The organism is Pedobacter sp. N36a (genome assembly GCF_014472395.1).
GTDB lineage: Bacteria > Bacteroidota > Bacteroidia > Sphingobacteriales > Sphingobacteriaceae > Pedobacter.
Map to the genome: position 1 here is coordinate 254832 of NZ_JACSZW010000001.1, position 16247 is coordinate 271078.

The window sequence follows — 16247 nt, forward strand, 5'->3', positions numbered from 1 at the left end:
TCCCTCAGACATTGCATTTACAGATTCTCCTGATTAAAAGTTAGTGTTTCTTAGGCGCTTTTGGCAATTTGTCGCCTGCTTCACGATCATACTGGCAACAGCCATGTAAGGCATCGTAAACTTCATTCTTAGCTTTGTATTTTGGGGTATCATAACCTACTGCCGCTACTTTTTTCTGTACTTCATCATTGCTGATTTTTGTACTGTCGTAGCTCACTTTCAGCATTTTTGTCTCTGTATTCCAATCCGCAGAATTTACTCCTGGAACCTTTAAAGAGGTCTCAATAGTTTTTTTGCACATCGAGCAGTTACCCAATACTTTGATACTTTCAGTTTTTGATTGTGCGAATACCGCAGCACCAAGGAAGGTCAATCCGACCACCATAGCAAATCTTAATGATTTCATGATAATTATATAAATAGTAAAAAAATGGTTTAATAATTTGGGGCTACGACAAAGCCATAGCCAGGACACGAAGGTGTCTTAATTAGAAAAGAAGGGTATTATATTCTATAGGTACAGTTTTTCAGGAAGACAGGCACTTTCAACCCATCAGGAGGTGCATTGCTTAATGCTTCTCTGGTAATTTTTACAGGAAGTTCTACGGCATAATCCAGGAAAAATACCGCTGGAATGATGGCCTGAAATGGCGGATTAAACTGGTAAACCTGTTGACTGGCCGTTTGGCTCTGGTCTACTTTTGTTTCCTGCTGCTGATCCTCACAGCAGGATTTGCCTTTCGAAGGACTCTTAGGCATTCCGCAAAACTCACAAAGCTCAGCACTTTGCTTCTCCAAACCCCAGCTTACCAACTCTCCCATGCAATAATGGAAGTGCAGCGTTGATCCACTGGAAATTCCCAGATAGAACATTGCAATAATGGTAAGGAGTGTTTTCTTCATTACCTTCAAAGTTGGTCATTTTAACCGGCTTAATTTTATATAATTTTGAAATTATTTTATACAATTAAGCCGGTTTAGGCTCAAGAGTTCCTCTTGATCAGCTTAAAGGCATTAATTTTTGATCTTGTCTATTGGGTTTCTTAGAGATTTTCCCTCCGCTTTATACTTACTCGGTGCGATACCAGTGATCGCCTTAAATTGCGAAGAAAGGTGTGCATTACTGCTATACCCCATTTTCATGGAGATCTCATTGAGGTTTAACTCCCCATATTCAATCAGTTCTTTCACCTTTTCAATTTTCTGATGAATGATAAACTTTTCAATGGTTAATCCTTCCGAATCAGAAAATAGGCGGCTTAAAAAAGTATAATCACGGTTGACGCGCATGGCGATGATGCTGAGTAGACTCTGGTTTAAATTGGCCAGATCGGAATAATGAACAATTTCAATGATCACCGTTTTAATGCGTTCTACCAATTGATCTTTTTCTTTATCCATCAGCTCAAATCCCAGAATTTTCAGGGAAGAAGCTATATTTTGTAATTGACGGTCTTCCGGATCAGGGTGAATTTGCACCGTTCCTAAAGTAATATCAGAAACCAGGAAATTTAAGTTTTCCATTTGATGACGAACAGCAGTAATACAGCGTTCGCAAACCATATTTTTTATATGTAATAACATGAGTATTCAAGCTAAATTAAGTTAAAACCGCAGCGAATTTCCACTGCGCAATAAGCGTTAAAAATAATGGAGGAAATAATCCCCCGCTTGATCAAATGATGAGCACCCTGTTGGAGAGGTATATAGGTGTTTTCTTAAAAGCAGCACTGCTGGTATGTGCCGTCCATCCTCCTGTATTTACAGCAATTGCTGTTCTGATAAGATAAGCATACAGTTGCTGACTAACCGCCGACCAGATATATCTGGTCTTTAATCCTGCAGTTGCTGAAGTTTTGGCATTTTCTTTTACGGTATATTCCCCATGGTGTTCGCAGCAATCACAGTCTTTATCCAAAACCACAGTTCCGGTAACTACTTTAGAGTCCTGATGAGCAGCCCTATCTTCCAGGGAAAAACTGGAGGCCATCGCGCAATGGAGCAAACACACAAATAATCCTGTGGTTAGCATCAGGTAGAATGCAGCAAAACTTAAAGCTCCGATTTTCTTCATTGGGTACAGCAAAAGCGGAGACCTTTTAATGGTCTCCGCCCGCAAATATACGATTTAAGGCAGGAAAGCAAATAAATTAAACACGCTCTGCCTGAAATCCTGCTTTCTTCAGCGTCTCTTTAATCAGTTCCTCATCCAGGTCCAAATCACTTTCAATAGTTAGAATTTTGTCTGGCGTATGGGTATCTACTTCCCATTTCGACACTGCCGTGATTCCGTCCAGATGTGGGGTAACGGTTGAAATACATCCGCCGCATTTGATATTCGTTTTAAATTTTAAAGTTTCCATTTGATGATATGATTAAAAATAATTGATATTGAATGATTTGACATTTAGTCATTTGTAAATTATCGCTATTGCATTTTGTAAACTATTGCGGCTGCACCTCCCTTATTAATTAACTTAATTTGGAGAGCTTTAACCTTAAGCTATTGCTCACCACAGATACAGAACTCAAAGCCATGGCAGCACCGGCAATCATAGGATTCAATAAAAATCCATTGATCGGATACAGCAATCCTGCAGCGATCGGAATCCCGATCAGGTTATAAATGAAGGCCCAAAACAGATTCTGACGAATCGTACGAACCGTTTGTTTAGAAAGTTTCAATGCTTTTGGCACCTGCTGTAAATCAGAAGAAACCAGGGTGATACTCGCCACATCAATGGCCATATCAGAACCTCTGCCCATGGCAATAGAAACATCTGCCTGAGCCAATGCCTGGCTATCGTTGATCCCATCACCTACCATCGCCACTACTTTTCCCTTCGACTGCAATTCTTTTACGAAATCTGCTTTATCAGCTGGCAGTACATCTGCAGTATAATGATCAATCCCGGCCTGTTTAGCTACAGATGCTGCCGTATGCGCATTGTCGCCGGTAAGCATGTAAACGTCAATTCCCTGCGCTTTCAATGCCGCAACCGCCTTTGCCGAACCTGCTTTTACCTGATCTGCAATCGCTACAATCGCCAATACCTGTGTTTTGTTGGCCAGGTAAATGACCGTTTGTGCCTTTTCCTGTAAGCTTAAAACCTGATCAGCCATTGCGGGAGTTACCGGAATATTTTGATCTTTTAAAATCTTATGACTTCCTGCCCAATATTTAATGCCATCTACTATGCCTTCTACCCCTTTTCCGGTCAGACTTTCAAAATGACTCAGTGCTACCGTTTCCCTGCCTGTAGTTTTTAAATGACGGACAATCGCTTCTGCCAATGGATGTTCCGAAGCATGTTCCAAAGCCATCAGGACTTTTGCTAACTTTTCTGTTTCTTCAGGAAGGTCTGTAGCCCATTCTAGGGTAGTGACTTCCGGTTTTCCCTCGGTAATCGTCCCTGTTTTATCCAGGATCACGGCATTTACTTTATAGCCCAATTCCAATGCTTCTGCATTTTTTATCAGTACACCCGTTTCTGCGCCTTTACCAATTCCCACCATAATGGCGGTTGGCGTTGCCAAACCTAAAGCACATGGACAAGCAATCACCAATACGGTGACCATTGCCAACAGGCCGTGGGTAAAAGCATGTTCTCCACCCGATAATAACCAGGCGCCAAGTGTTAAAACTGCGATGAACATCACCACCGGTACGAAAATACCAGCAATCTTATCCACTAATTTTTGTACTGGTGCTTTCGAACCCTGCGCATCCTGAACCAATTTAATGATCTGTGCCAGCATAGTTTCAGCACCTACTTTTTCCGCTTTAAAACGAAAGGTTCCCTTTTGATTGATCGTTCCGGCGAACACCTGATCGCCTTCCATTTTGGCTACTGCCACCGGTTCTCCAGTAATCATGCTTTCATCGACATAAGAATTGCCCTGATAGACGACTCCATCCACAGGAATTTTCTCTCCCGAACGCACCATTAACTGATCGCCAACGCGCACCTCAGCTATAGGAATTTCCTTTTCGCCCTGTTCATTTACCAGGATGACCGTTTTAGGCTGTAAGCCCATCAGTTTTTTAATGGCCGAGGAAGTATTTGATTTTGCTTTTTCTTCCAGTAATTTTCCCAGCATAATGAAAACAATCACTACCGCTGCTGCTTCAAAATAAACATGGGGATGTAAACCTCTGGAATACCAGAATTCCGGGTAGAAGGTATTGAAAACACTAAAAATGAAGGCAATTCCCGTACTCAAAGCCACTAAGGTGTCCATGTTTGCAGCACCATGCTGTGCTTGTTTCCAGGCGTTCACAAAGAAGTTCTTTCCAAAAATGAATAGAATTGGCTCAGTTAAAGCCATCATATAGTAATTGCCATTCGGCATATCCATGAAAAACATCCCAATGATCACCACTGGTATCGCCAAAATCGAAGAGGCAATCATCCTCTTTTTTAATTGCTGGTAATTAGTCTGCTGTATGGCTTCCTGTTTTTCTTTAGCACCTTCTTCCTCCAGAATCAAGTCGTAACCAACAGATTGTAAAGCTTTCTGCAAATCTGCAGGCTTAACTTTATCGTTATGATAGGTCACCTTTACCGATTGGGTGGCATAATTTACCTCCGCATGAGCTACCCCTTCCTGTGCGCCAACCATGGATTCAACACTGCTGGCACAGGAGGCACAAGTCATCCCTAAAACGGGAAAAGTAAGGGTTTCTATATTTTGTTTCATGATGTATCTTTCTATTTCTTAGACAAAGGTACCTCAATACTACAAGAAGAGTTTTATAGGATTTCGGGAAAGATTTATATAATCTCCAATATTTTTTTTTGTAGATTATCAATTCATGATCAGGATAAGACACAGGGATAAAGTTTACCGGTTAGTGGTCTGGTAGTGTTCGGGAAGAGATCGGCCTTATAATAGAGGGCGGAAGGGGTTCGCGTAGGGTTCAGCTAGAGTTGCCTTATTCTCTGCTATCCAGACCCTAACCGAGCCCCCTCCTGCAGCTATAAAAATGCAGGTCTCTTCCCGACCACATCCTATCTTCCAAACACCTAAGGAGTCCATCAGCCAAGAATTTCAAAAAACACTGATCTACAGCCACATAATTACATGTACATGAAAAACCGGCAAAACATTTCCTCCCCTCAAACGTTCTTCCAATAACTTTACTATTAAAACTCATTTAAGTAAATACCGGGCATTATGGCAAAGATTAATATGTGTTTTGATCATCAGGTTGCAGTAAAAGTCTTTTTTGTTAATAAAGATAAAATCATAAGAAAGCCCATCATTAAATACCTCCGCAGTGATGCTGAAGGAATTTTGGAAATTTCTCTGGACCACATTGCAAAAGGAAGATGGAAGGTCACTTTAGAGTGGAATTATGAGGATAAGGAATACTCCCTGGTTAAAGATATTGAAATTCCTTACCTGGAAGCTGCGAGTTCTTAAGCTAAGACCCATTTAACCCGAAGCTGTTTTGCTGCCCTCTTCGAAGGTGATCAGGAAAACTATTTTTTTAAGACTGCGGCCCTATCATCACATTATTTGAATCGGAGAATGACCTTCTCTTCTGCTATCTTGAAATTACATTTCGTCGCTAAACTGAACATGTGGAGTACTCGGTCTAAAGATTCGTTTTCATAAGTTCCGGAGAATTTAACAGCAGATTTCTGGTCGCCCTGAATCTCAATTGGCACGCCGTACCAATCTTCCAAAGCAGTAACGACCACGCTAAAGCTGGCATCTTTGAATTTCAGCTGGCCTTTGACCCAGGCTTCACGCTGCTGAACGTCGAAAGTTTCCTTTTCCATCAGGTCTACGGATCTGTTCAGCATCACCATATCTCCAGGGAGGAGAATTTCCGGCTGATTGTCGAGGGTAGATTTATAAGCTTTCTGAACTTTTAGTTTACCATTAAGAAGTTCCACCTGCTGTCCGGATTCATTCGGATAGGCACGCATGTAAAAACTCGTACCCAATACGGTAACTTTCATATCGGAAGACTCCAAATTGAATGGCAATTCAGCATTAGGAAGGATATCAAAATAAGCTGCACCCAATAGCACTACTTTCCGACTGTCTTTATGGTAACCCCGGGGTACTTTCAGGATACTGTTGGCATTTAGGATCACCTTGGAGTGGTCTGGCAGGGTGATATTCATTCTTTCTCCGAATGGAGATTTGTACACTTGATACTGCTGCTGTTCTTTCTCAAAGGCAAGCTCTAATTTACGTTCTTCCTGATCATGATGAAATAAAACAAGGCCCATCACCAGTAATACTGCTGCTGCAGAAGCATACCATATCCGTACAAAACTACGCCTCTTATACAAAGGAATAAGGTCTTTCGATTGGCCCTCTTCCTGTAAAAACTGAGGCAGGGCGGTAGAAACCGGTTCCGATAAAATGACTTCTGGTTGGGTTTCTTTGCTCACAGCCATGATTCAGCGCTTCTTAAAATTGAGTCTGCAATCTACTATTCTAATTCTTCACCCTAAAATAAATTTAAAACAGCCCTTTTCTTGCCGATGGTCAACGCTCCTTTACCCTTCATCAAATTCTTTTCCTGGTTTTTTTAATTATTCTCCTTTTTGCAGGACAAAGGAAGGCAGTTAAAAAGGTCCTTCCCCATTAAATCTTAATTATCATTCAAATGAAAAAACATTTTTTATTGCCTGCCATTGCTTTAATGATGCTGGCGAACACTGCAAAATCTCAGGACATCAACCCAATTCATGTAGGGTTAAAAGCAGGGGCTAATTACAACAAACTTTCTCTTTCTGCCCCAAAAGTAAATAAATATATTTTTCGGCGAATAACGTCAAGATTACTGCCTTGGAGAAATATTATTGACGAGCGGTAATTCCATATTGACAAGCGGCTTAACTTTGGCTTATTAAATAAGATTACTATAAATTTAACCCGAGTTTCATTTTTTTAATACATTTGCAGCTGAGTGGGTTACCCTAATTTATTCTAAAGCAACATCAGCAGTTTGAAGACAAGAAACTATAAAATTCCTATCATTTATATCGTAGTTGGTATTTTATGGATTACAGGTAGCGATTACCTTTTAAATTCCCTGGCTTCCGAACTCAGTCCTAAGCTGACCTGGTATACTTCTTCCCTAAAAGGAATTTTATACATTCTGGCTACTGCATTTCTCCTCTACCATCTGATTGAGAAAGAAAGGGAACGAATTGCCGCAGTAGACAATAAAAGGATGGCAGAGATTGTCGATAAGATGAATAACCTGATCATCATGTCTGATACTTGCGGAAAAATCACCTGGGTAAACCGGGCATTTGTCAACATTACCGGTTATACTATGCAGGAAGCATTGGGAAAAACACACTCCAATCTTTTATACGGTCCGAAAACCAATGCTGAAGTGGTGAGAAAACTGAACATGGCGATTGCTAATAAGGAGTTTTTCGGCGGAGAACTGGTCAATTACACGAAAGATGGGAAAGCGTATTGGTCGCAATTTAACCTCTCTCCTATGTTCAATATAGATGGTGGATTAGAGGGCTATATTTCTGTAGAGAATAACATTGACGACAGCAAGCACCGCGAAGACCTGATCGTCCAGCAGCACCGGAAATTAAAGGCGGTTTCCTGGTTTAATTCCCATGAAATCCGAAAGCCGGTGGCTTCGATTTTAGCCTTATCAGAATTGCTGATGGAGGAGAAAAATGCATTAGAACAACAGGAACTGATAAAATACCTTCGCCAAAGCGCTGTCAACCTGGATCTTATCATTCATCAGATCAATGAGGCGGCCGCAGTAAAATAAATTATGTACATTTGATCCCAGCATCAAACCAACAATTTCCTTAAAATGATCCGGCAGTTTAAACCATCAGATCTTAACCCGATGAGGGAGATCTACAATCACTATGTGGAAAATACACTACTTACTTTTGACGAAGTAGCTTTGAATGAGCAAGAATTTGCGGATAAATTGAATCCCGTGATCCACAAATACCCATGCTTCGTGTATGAGAAAGAAGGACAGGTTCTAGGCTTCACGTATGCTACCGCATGGAAAGAAAATCCTGCCTATCGTTTTACGGTAAGTACGGCTATTTACCTCAATCCGGAGGCCATTGATAAAGGGACTGGTACTGCACTTTATAAGAAACTGATTGAGGAGTTACGGGAAATGAAAATCCATTCTATCGTAGCCGGAATTTTAATGCCCAATGAAAAGAGTACCAGGATGCACGAACGACTAGGTTTCAGCAAAGTTGCCCACCTGAGCCAAATCGGCTATAAATTCAATAAATGGATAGATGTCAGTTATTGGCAAATGATATTATAATCATATAGATTATCATAATAAAATTACTGGATGGAAAGCTGCATTCTGCTCAGTCTTGAATGTTTTAAAAAACCGAGAACTAAGTCCTGATAGTGCTAAACATTAGCAGCACTATCAGATTTTTCAGTATTTCCAGGCTGCTCAGCTGGTAAGATATCTTGAACAGAAATCTCCAATATCCCCGCGATTTGATATAGCCGACTTACCGTCAGACTCGTCAGACCTCTTTCCAGCTTAGAATAGGAATTTTGAGAAAGGTTAAGCCTCTCGGCCATGTACTCCTGAGTATAGCCTTTGATGACTCTCTGGATCCTTAAAGCATTTCCAAATTGCATATTTTGTTTGATCTTGATTAAATCTAGCAAGAATTAGTACAATCCAGGCCACAACCTCAAGACATTCTGACTTTAAAGTAAAAAAGGAGTGTTTTTCGCCTTGAAATAAGTATAAACCGCAGACAAAAAAAGTAGAAAACGCAAACACCAATTTCAGCTGATTATTTCAGACAGCGTACTGGCAAGGCCTCTGCTTTATTGCTATCCGAGGTACTGAATGAACCGTTATGGTACATCATTTTACCAGCGGTTGCCGTACTTCCTGTTCCCGACCAATAATAAAAGGTATACCGAGAGGTAAAGCTACCGGTACTTCCAACCGTTCCCGCAGGATGAAGTTTAAGTACAGAGTGGTACCCTATTGAACTGCCAATACCAGCCTGCAGATTCTAGTCTGACATCGTTATGGGCAGTTGCCTGCTGTGTAGTGCCCAGATTCTGGGCTAACCAGCAGCGAGGATCTCCGATTATATTACTGCTGATGACTTTATAAGTAATCGTTTTATCCACTGGTGCACCGTTAAATCCAGCTCTGTGAATCACAGTAAAAGGGTTACATATTTTAAAACTAGCTACTTCAGGACTATAGACAATTCCTACACTGTTTTGTGCGAAGGCCCTTACATAGTAGGTTACTTCTTCCGTTAATCCAGTCATTGCTACTGTAAAACCACCGGTTCCGCTTCCGCTGGCCAGCGATTGATCCGCAATAGTTGGAATCTTGTTCGTTGTACTCCATACAATACCGCTGCTAGTTACTGCTGCCGTTCCTGCAGCACTCACTGTGGCATTAGTGCTTGCCCCATCAGCAGTCATACCTGAAACCGGTACTGCAACATTACTCACCGAAGGTAAAGTCGCTGTGATCTCATCACGAATACAGCGTACTGGCAGGGCTTCTGCTTTATTGTTATCATTGGTATTAAATGAACCACTTTGGTAGATTGCCTTTCCAGTTGTCGCAGCAATACTTGTTCCTGACCAGTAAAAAAGGCTGGTACGGTTTGTAAAAATACCGGCGTTATTGAAAGTTCCTACAGCATGGAGTTTCAGGGCAGAGTTGTAAGCATCAGCTCTAGGGCCCCAGGCCTTTGGAACGGAGATGACGGTCTTAAATTCTGTAAAAGTAGGCATCCTCCATCCTGAACCCAGCAGCAGTACACAAGGATCCTGCGCAGGAGTCCAATCGCCAGCTTCGCTGCCATCTGCATGGTATTCGTACACAGCGTTTCCCAACTGCTGCCGTTATAGATTAGAGGTTTTGCCTGCACAATGCTGTAAATCAGCATTCCAGTTTTAGGACTGCTGATGCTGCGCTGATCTACCACCGCTAAATGCGGTATACCGTTCATTATGCTAAAAGAATGCTGTGCAATCGCAGTATTCCCTAGAAAAAGTAAAAATAGAAATACAGCGTACAGAATTCTTTTCAATGGTAGAGCACTAATGTATAAAATGAAGACAGTTTTATTTTCCTTCGTTGAATAGCTTAATCTTGATATTGATCTCAAAATCTCCACCAGTACGCTGACGTTCACCGGCCAGCTGACTGGTATAATAACCCTGAATCACGTATCTGTCGTAGGCAATTCCTACACCAAAACTGGAACTTTTGTCGCTATGGTACATCCCTAAAAAGGAAAGAATATTATTTTCCAGCTTCACATTGGTTCCGATATCCCAGATGTTATCAATGTCTTTAGCACCTCTGAAACTGATTTTTGGTTCTATAGAAACGACATCCAGACTGGTGCCGATTTTATAGGAAGCGGCTACAAAGTAAGTAGAGCCGTCTACCGTATTCTGATCGTCCTTCTGCATGAATTTCTTTAAGTTCGGCAGCGCTCCCTGCAGGGTAAACCTTTCGTTGGTAAAGGCAATTCCGAAATCACCATCTATAAATGCTTTGCGCTGATTGAAATTCTGTGCAGAGATATCATCAGGCGCCGCGATGATGTTGTTGTTGTCTAACTTTTCTTTCATCATGCCCAGAGAAACACCGAAATGGAGGCTTCTATTTTCACCATTTAAAGATAAGTGATACGCATAAGTTCCCATCACGCGGGTACGTCCAATCAATCCTGCATTATCGTTGTAAACAGAAAGTCCCAGTCCTACTTTTTCATAGCGATAATCACCGGTTAGCGACATGGTGACTGGCGACCCTGGAATGGATCTCCATTGGTTACGGTAACCGATATTTACATTTAAGCCTTCATTCATCCCCGCAAATGCCGGATTACTGAGGTATTGATTTTCGTAATATTGGGCACCCAAAGGTCTGATCTGTGCCTGAGCATTTTGCCCAGCTGCAAACAGCCCCATCATTATACTTCCAGTAACTAAAATCCTCCGCACTACTAATTTCATCATGATCAATTTTATCTGATTATTTGTCTCTTACTATAGAAATAAAGCCTGTTTTCTTACCCTTCCCAGAGTCTAGAGTCAGGATATAATAATAGGTATCCTCTTGAAGTGGAATCCCGTTAAACATTCCATCCCAGGAATTGTCGTAGCCAAACATACTGAATACGACCCTGCCCTCGCGGTCAAAAATCTTCAGCTCATTGTTTGGATAGAGCTGGATATTCTTCACGATCCAGGTATCGTTTTTCCCATCACCATTGGGGGTGATCATGTTATTTCCTTCCAGATCTGCATAAGGTTTAGCGACAGAAAGGGCCATACTTACCGCAGTAACATCTGAAAGCAGGATCGCCTTGGCAAAGAGCTGACCAATGTATCGCTGGTCTGTGTTCACTACACTTTCCGTTACCTGCATAAAATCTTTGGCATTGTTGCTGGTCATGGGTGCATAGGTCAGCACCAGATTTTTAGCTTCATTCCCATTCAATTCCACATTCTCATAACTCAAGGCTAACTCCCCTTCAAAGCTGACCGGTTTACTGAACCGATACATCCTTTGAATGCTATTGAATTTTGGGAAAATCACTACCGAAGGCTGTTTACTGATCGTTAGGTTATTCAATTGCAAATCAGTACTCGGTACCAGGGTTAATCCTTCCGTACTGAATACCGTTCCATTTTGAATAAAAAGACTTTCCGAATTCACTTTTAACTGCGCCTTCAAGGTTACTGCGGGCAAAAGCAGGAAACTGAGGGCAAGTGATGCGATTATTTTCTTCATTATTGTCTATTTTAATCCCTTTTATCTCTGTTTATTATTTCATTTCTGCTTCTTGATACCAGGGATGTAGTTTTTCCATCAGCTCTTTGCAATGCCGGCAATCGGCCGACCAGAACAGCACCAGTTTATATTTGGCTTCTGTTTTAAAGTCGTGGAAAGGCACAGTTTTTCCAGATGCTAGATTCCAGTTGAAGTTAGGGGCTACAGCACCGACAGTTAAAGTCTCCATTCCTTTCAATCGCTGCTCAATTGCTTTTCTTTTACTGGTTAAGCAGGCAGGGTCATTCAGGTAAGGCTCCAGCATTTTAATGCCGGCGGTCATGTTGAAACTTTCAAAGCCGTTATAAAAGTAGTCTACCATCCATCCGTAAACCTGGGGATTCCCAAGTTTTGCTTTTTCAATGGCCCTCTTTCCGGCAAGGGTAAACAAGGAATCACGGAGCTCCATGGTAGTAGACATCGCGCCGTAAATGTTCACATATTTATTCATCCATTCCTTAAGTTCATTGGTTTGAAGGATGGCAGGATTCTTGAAATTCATGCCATCAAAGTAATGGTCAATTGCACTGTTCAGCCGATCCGTTTCGGTTCCGTTCCAAACAATTGGCGGGATGTGCTGGAACACAAAAGTGTTGCTCACGAAACTTGTTTTATAGTGTTCGGTTTGTGCGGCTAACCATTTGTTATAGACTTCACGTCTGCTGTCATACTCAGCACTGCCCATCTGGAAAAACTTAGAAGTCGGCTGGTCATAATTCATCAGGAAATTTTGTATTAAACCGAGCTGCTCTCTTTTCTTGAAGTTCTCCATTGTAAAGCGGGTCATTAGGGTATTTTCCCTTTCGTCCTTCTGGAAATAAGTACTGTCAGGATTATTCAGGGATTTTGGTTTCACCCATAACTCCAGATTTTGATCACTAATGAAAATGTGTTTTTCCGAAGGATATGGATTGCTGCTATCTTGCTCCTGGAAGTCAAAACGCAATACAAATTCTGCAGGCAGCACTGCTTTTGGAACGCTCAATGTTGCCGTTTGTCCTTTGTGAATTGAAGGGTGTTCTACCACCGTTTTAATGGAAGCACCAGTTAGAGAAAGTAAAGAGATCTTACTTTTGGCTGCCCCAGATAAATGTATTTTTAAACTGACATCCTGTGCCTGTACAGCAACAGACATCAAGCCTGTTAAGGCAGCAATCAGGACGACACTTTTAAACGGTTTATTGCTCTTCATTACAGCTTCAATTCTTTATTATTTTAATCTTTTAAGGATCTGGTCGATCTGCTCCTGTTGTTTATTCATTTGCGCTTTCAAATCCTCAATTTCTTTTTGTTGTTCTTTTATGGCTTGAATCAGGATGCCTGTCAGCTGCGTGTAGTCTACTTTTAGAAAACCATCTTTGCCTTCCGTCACCATTTCAGGATATACTTTTTGCAGCTCCTGAGCGATGACACCGACTTTTGGTCCTGCCGCATATTTGCGCTGGTCTTTATATTCGAACCTCACTCCCCTGATCTGATCGATCTTTTCAAGGGTGGAGCTTAGAGTTTCAATATGGTCTTTTAACCTGCGGTCTGAAGGGGTATAAAAGTTAGCGCGAATGGTTAAATTCTGTGCAAAAATGGCACTCCCATCGGTTTCAAAAGTGACGCCTTTTCCTGTCATACCATCGGCGCTGATGGCATTTCCAGCAAGGGTCACATTGGTGGTGGCGGTATGGTTACCCAGATTGTCTTTTCCGGCAGCTGCCGCAGCAGTTAATCCTGCATCCAGGGTTTGTTTATTTACGGCGTCTAGTTTTTCAGTAGGATCGGCAACATTGCTTAGTTTAAAATTACCCATATCCAGGTCTTTTAATGGCAAGCCAAATCCAGTAAGTGGGATTGCTGTTTTTTCAATTTCTGAAGCTTTACCTACTGTGTTACCAATTAAAAAGTAATCCTTTTTCAGAGCGATTGCATCCGGGTTAAATGACTTTGTATCCAGGTAGTTCTTAGTGACTGCATCTTGTGCATCGCTAGGATCCGCAAGACCGGTAATTTTTACACCAGCCATTGCCAAGGGCAATGTAGGCACGCCAAATCCAGTTAAGGAGATCGCTGATTTATCAATTTCGGAAGCTTTACCTAAAGCATTACCAATGAAAAATTTCCCAGCTGATAAAGCAGGAAGGCCTGTTCCTGCAGTTTTTGAATCCACATAGGCTTTTGTTGCCGCTTCCTGATCATTTTCCGGATCAGCAAGGTTAACCAATTTAAAATTTGTGGTCCCATCGCCGAAAGAAATGTCTGCTTTTGGAAGAGCAAAATCGCTCAGCGATATGGCTGATTTCTTTATCGCTTCTGCCTTATTTACACTATTTCCGACCAGGATATGATCCGTAGCTAAGGTCATCGTTGCAGGATTAGCCACCTTAAGATCTACATAAGCTTTAGTTGCAGCATCCTGGGGTTGTTTCGGATCAGCCATAAAATTGATCTGAAACCTATTATCTGCATCTCCCATTTCAATATTCGCTATTGGCTTAGCAAATCCGCTCAGGGGAATTTGCACTTTAGGAATAGCTGTGGCTTTTCCTGTAGCATTCCCAACAAACATATTATCTTCAGGGAGACTCAACGCTGTTTCCAGAGCCTTGAAAAGACCATCTACATATTTTTTATTTACTCCGTCGGTTTCTACTTTAGGTTCAGCAAGGTCAGTCAATACCACACCTCCAAAAGAAACACTTGTAATAGGTGCCGCAAAGCCACTTAAAGGGATTGTGTTTTTTAATACATCTGCTGCTTTCCCATTGCCATCACCTACAAAAAAGTTGCCTGTGGTTAAGTTTAAGCTGGAACCTGAGATTTTCAGTTCATCCACATATTTTTTAGTTACGGCATCCAAGTCGGCCTCTGGGGCTTTCAAATCGGTAATTTTAAAACCAGCCATAGAAAGTTCCTTAGTTGGGGCAGCAAACCCAGTGATTGAAATGCCGCTTTTTAGAATTGGGCTCGCCACGTTTAGGTCACTACCGATTAAAAAGCTTCCTTTAGCTAGCGTAATTTTGTTGGGATTAATGGTTCTGTTATCTACATAATTTTTAGTAGCTGCATCCTGAGGATCTACAGGTTCTCCGAGGTTGACGATTTTAAATTTCGCTCCTGCTCCGCTTACCCCCATAGACACATTGTCTACGGCTTTATCAAATCCAGAAATCGGGATCAGGTTTTTTGGAGTTGGGGTAGCCACATTTAAGGCACTTCCTACAAAAAAATTATTGGATGGCAATACTAAGGTAGCCGGATCTGCGAACAGCGCATCCACATATCCTTTGGTTGCGGCATCACTCGCTACAGATGGGCCTTTTAGATTTTTGATCGCGAAATTACTGGTCCCATTCCCCATCCTAATATCCGCTATTGGAAAACCGAAACCACTCAATGGGATATTGGACTTATCCAGTTTTTCATTGATCACGGCTAAATTATTAATGGTCAGTTTACCCGCACTGCTTAGCGTTGCATCCCCGGATAAAGGAACAGAAATCGCTTCATTGGAAGCATTGCCCACAAAAATATGACCTTCACTCAGTACATTGTCTATCGACACCCAGCCGATGCTATTGTATACGTACAGTTTATGATCAGCCTGGTTATAAAACAAATCTCCTTCTCTGACTTTTACAATTAAAGGATCAGGATTGGTATTTCCGGTAGGTGTAGATCCATTGGTGGATATTTTAAACCATAATGCACCATTGTAGATATAGGTATTGTTATCGTCTTTATTGAAGAACATCTCCCCTGCTTTTGCAGGATTTGGGAACTCGGATTTAGTGCCGCTTGCAATGACGCCACCGCCTAGAGTGATCCAGCCTTTTTCTGTAAAGGCATAAAGTTTTTTGTCGGTTACATTATAGAAAATATCACCGAATTTAGCGTCTTTGGGAATTTCAGTTTCATTACCGGATTTAAAGGCTCTGATATCTCTGTCAATATCCATAATTGCTGAGTTTTGAATAGCCACCCTCAGGGCTTCATTCATATAATCCTGATCTAGAAAGGCTAATGCATAGCCCTTGGAAGTGGGACGAAACAAAACTCCATAACTAAAAATCGTAGGATCAGTCATGTAATCCACGGCTGCTCCCCGCAAATATGTGACATCAGCTGTAATCTGGCTGCCCTTTAAACTAGTAATTTTATCAATTCTATAAGTCAGGCCCACATTATCAACAATCACATCTCCAACTAAAATATCAGATGCAGAGTAAGTGTAACTTAAATCTGTAAATTTTCCTTCAATAGAATAATTAGAGGTCGACGTCGAAACAACATCCGATGCTCCGCTCAAATAAAACCTTCCAGCAAATGGTGTTTGTGCATGACCAATTAGAGCAAAAAATATTAAGCTCAAGGTAATAGAAAAGCACTTATTTATTTTCATAATTAATCCGATAACCATTTGATAAAAATT

17 protein-coding genes are annotated in these 16247 nt (G+C 41.4%); 4 read left to right on the plus strand and 13 right to left on the minus strand.

All coding sequences use genetic code 11. The features are described 5' to 3' along the window. Positions 1 to 40 precede the first annotated feature (40 nt). The 6 genes from H9X96_RS01250 to H9X96_RS01275 form a co-directional block, all read right to left on the minus strand. Positions 41 to 406 carry a heavy-metal-associated domain-containing protein gene (locus H9X96_RS01250; protein ID WP_187664529.1) on the minus strand — a complete coding sequence of 122 codons (366 nt, stop codon included), beginning with the start codon at positions 404 to 406 and terminating at the stop codon, positions 41 to 43. Positions 407 to 504: 98 nt separating this feature from the next. Continuing rightward, the gene (locus H9X96_RS01255) at positions 505 to 903 is read right to left on the minus strand and encodes a hypothetical protein (RefSeq protein ID WP_187664530.1); all 399 of its coding nucleotides are present in this window, start codon (positions 901 to 903) and stop codon (positions 505 to 507) included. A 111-nt stretch (positions 904 to 1014) separates the two neighbouring features. Then, a complete protein-coding gene (locus tag H9X96_RS01260; RefSeq protein WP_187664531.1) occupies positions 1015 to 1584 on the minus strand; it encodes an AraC family transcriptional regulator in 570 nt (189 codons plus the stop codon). A 91-nt stretch (positions 1585 to 1675) separates the two neighbouring features. Continuing rightward, entirely contained in the window at positions 1676 to 2074 is a 399-nt protein-coding gene (locus H9X96_RS01265) for a hypothetical protein (protein ID WP_187664532.1), read from the minus strand. A 76-nt stretch (positions 2075 to 2150) separates the two neighbouring features. Further along, positions 2151 to 2363, minus strand: coding sequence for a heavy-metal-associated domain-containing protein (locus H9X96_RS01270; protein ID WP_187664533.1), 213 nt, complete (start codon positions 2361 to 2363; stop codon positions 2151 to 2153). Between the two features lie 109 nt (positions 2364 to 2472). Then, a complete protein-coding gene (locus H9X96_RS01275; RefSeq protein ID WP_187664534.1) occupies positions 2473 to 4701 on the minus strand; it encodes a cation-translocating P-type ATPase in 2229 nt (742 codons plus the stop codon). Between the two features lie 477 nt (positions 4702 to 5178). Between H9X96_RS01275 and H9X96_RS01280 the strand changes: the two genes are divergently transcribed. Beyond that, entirely contained in the window at positions 5179 to 5427 is a 249-nt protein-coding gene (locus H9X96_RS01280; protein WP_187664535.1) for a hypothetical protein, read from the plus strand. Between the two features lie 92 nt (positions 5428 to 5519). On the opposite strand, the gene H9X96_RS01285 is transcribed toward H9X96_RS01280, so the two are convergent. Further along, complete coding sequence (locus H9X96_RS01285; protein WP_187664536.1) at positions 5520 to 6413, minus strand: FecR domain-containing protein; 894 nt, start codon at positions 6411 to 6413, stop codon at positions 5520 to 5522. 218 nt (positions 6414 to 6631) lie between these two features. Here H9X96_RS01285 and H9X96_RS01290 point away from each other — a divergent pair, with 218 nt between their 5' ends. The 3 genes from H9X96_RS01290 (at position 6632) to H9X96_RS01300 (ending at position 8302) form a co-directional block, all read left to right on the plus strand. Next, complete coding sequence (locus tag H9X96_RS01290) at positions 6632 to 6841, plus strand: hypothetical protein (RefSeq protein ID WP_187664537.1); 210 nt, start codon at positions 6632 to 6634, stop codon at positions 6839 to 6841. A 132-nt stretch (positions 6842 to 6973) separates the two neighbouring features. After that, on the plus strand, positions 6974 to 7774 hold the full coding sequence (locus H9X96_RS01295; protein ID WP_187664538.1) for a PAS domain-containing protein: 801 nt from the start codon (positions 6974 to 6976) through the stop codon (positions 7772 to 7774). A 45-nt stretch (positions 7775 to 7819) separates the two neighbouring features. Then, positions 7820 to 8302 (plus strand): GNAT family N-acetyltransferase, encoded by a 483-nt coding sequence (locus H9X96_RS01300; RefSeq protein WP_187664539.1) that lies wholly within the window; start codon positions 7820 to 7822, stop codon positions 8300 to 8302. A gap of 95 nt (positions 8303 to 8397) precedes the next feature. Here H9X96_RS01300 and H9X96_RS01305 read toward each other — a convergent pair whose 3' ends face one another. The 6 genes from H9X96_RS01305 to H9X96_RS01330 form a co-directional block, all read right to left on the minus strand. Further along, complete coding sequence (locus H9X96_RS01305; RefSeq protein WP_187664540.1) at positions 8398 to 8637, minus strand: helix-turn-helix domain-containing protein; 240 nt, start codon at positions 8635 to 8637, stop codon at positions 8398 to 8400. Between the two features lie 339 nt (positions 8638 to 8976). Further along, positions 8977 to 9873 carry a hypothetical protein gene (locus tag H9X96_RS01310; RefSeq protein WP_187664541.1) on the minus strand — a complete coding sequence of 299 codons (897 nt, stop codon included), beginning with the start codon at positions 9871 to 9873 and terminating at the stop codon, positions 8977 to 8979. A 231-nt stretch (positions 9874 to 10104) separates the two neighbouring features. Next, entirely contained in the window at positions 10105 to 11010 is a 906-nt protein-coding gene (locus H9X96_RS01315) for a PorP/SprF family type IX secretion system membrane protein (RefSeq protein WP_255430946.1), read from the minus strand. A 16-nt stretch (positions 11011 to 11026) separates the two neighbouring features. After that, positions 11027 to 11788 carry a gliding motility-associated C-terminal domain-containing protein gene (locus H9X96_RS01320; RefSeq protein ID WP_187664542.1) on the minus strand — a complete coding sequence of 254 codons (762 nt, stop codon included), beginning with the start codon at positions 11786 to 11788 and terminating at the stop codon, positions 11027 to 11029. A gap of 34 nt (positions 11789 to 11822) precedes the next feature. Continuing rightward, positions 11823 to 13019: a redoxin domain-containing protein gene (locus H9X96_RS01325; RefSeq protein ID WP_187664543.1), complete on the minus strand. Its 1197-nt coding sequence runs from the start codon at positions 13017 to 13019 to the stop codon at positions 11823 to 11825. Positions 13020 to 13037: 18 nt separating this feature from the next. Then, positions 13038 to 16217, minus strand: a complete 3180-nt coding sequence (locus tag H9X96_RS01330; protein WP_187664544.1) for a tail fiber domain-containing protein — start codon at positions 16215 to 16217, stop codon at positions 13038 to 13040. Between the last annotated feature and the right edge of the window lie 30 nt (positions 16218 to 16247).

Excerpts from the sequence above, each read along its gene's own strand:
- H9X96_RS01260 (WP_187664531.1), bottom strand. The coding sequence starts at position 1,584 with ATGTTATTACATATAAAAAATATGGTTTGCGAACGCTGTATTACTGCT.
- H9X96_RS01330 (WP_187664544.1), bottom strand. The coding sequence starts at position 16,217 with ATGAAAATAAATAAGTGCTTTTCTATTACCTTGAGCTTAATATTTTTT.
- H9X96_RS01255 (WP_187664530.1), bottom strand. The coding sequence starts at position 903 with ATGAAGAAAACACTCCTTACCATTATTGCAATGTTCTATCTGGGAATT.
- H9X96_RS01275 (WP_187664534.1), bottom strand. The coding sequence starts at position 4,701 with ATGAAACAAAATATAGAAACCCTTACTTTTCCCGTTTTAGGGATGACT.
- H9X96_RS01290 (WP_187664537.1), top strand. The coding sequence starts at position 6,632 with ATGAAAAAACATTTTTTATTGCCTGCCATTGCTTTAATGATGCTGGCG.
- H9X96_RS01265 (WP_187664532.1), bottom strand. The coding sequence starts at position 2,074 with ATGAAGAAAATCGGAGCTTTAAGTTTTGCTGCATTCTACCTGATGCTA.
- H9X96_RS01270 (WP_187664533.1), bottom strand. The coding sequence starts at position 2,363 with ATGGAAACTTTAAAATTTAAAACGAATATCAAATGCGGCGGATGTATT.
- H9X96_RS01320 (WP_187664542.1), bottom strand. The coding sequence starts at position 11,788 with ATGAAGAAAATAATCGCATCACTTGCCCTCAGTTTCCTGCTTTTGCCC.
- H9X96_RS01305 (WP_187664540.1), bottom strand. The coding sequence starts at position 8,637 with ATGCAATTTGGAAATGCTTTAAGGATCCAGAGAGTCATCAAAGGCTAT.
- H9X96_RS01325 (WP_187664543.1), bottom strand. The coding sequence starts at position 13,019 with ATGAAGAGCAATAAACCGTTTAAAAGTGTCGTCCTGATTGCTGCCTTA.
- H9X96_RS01250 (WP_187664529.1), bottom strand. The coding sequence starts at position 406 with ATGAAATCATTAAGATTTGCTATGGTGGTCGGATTGACCTTCCTTGGT.
- H9X96_RS01280 (WP_187664535.1), top strand. The coding sequence starts at position 5,179 with ATGGCAAAGATTAATATGTGTTTTGATCATCAGGTTGCAGTAAAAGTC.
- H9X96_RS01315 (WP_255430946.1), bottom strand. The coding sequence starts at position 11,010 with ATGATGAAATTAGTAGTGCGGAGGATTTTAGTTACTGGAAGTATAATG.
- H9X96_RS01300 (WP_187664539.1), top strand. The coding sequence starts at position 7,820 with ATGATCCGGCAGTTTAAACCATCAGATCTTAACCCGATGAGGGAGATC.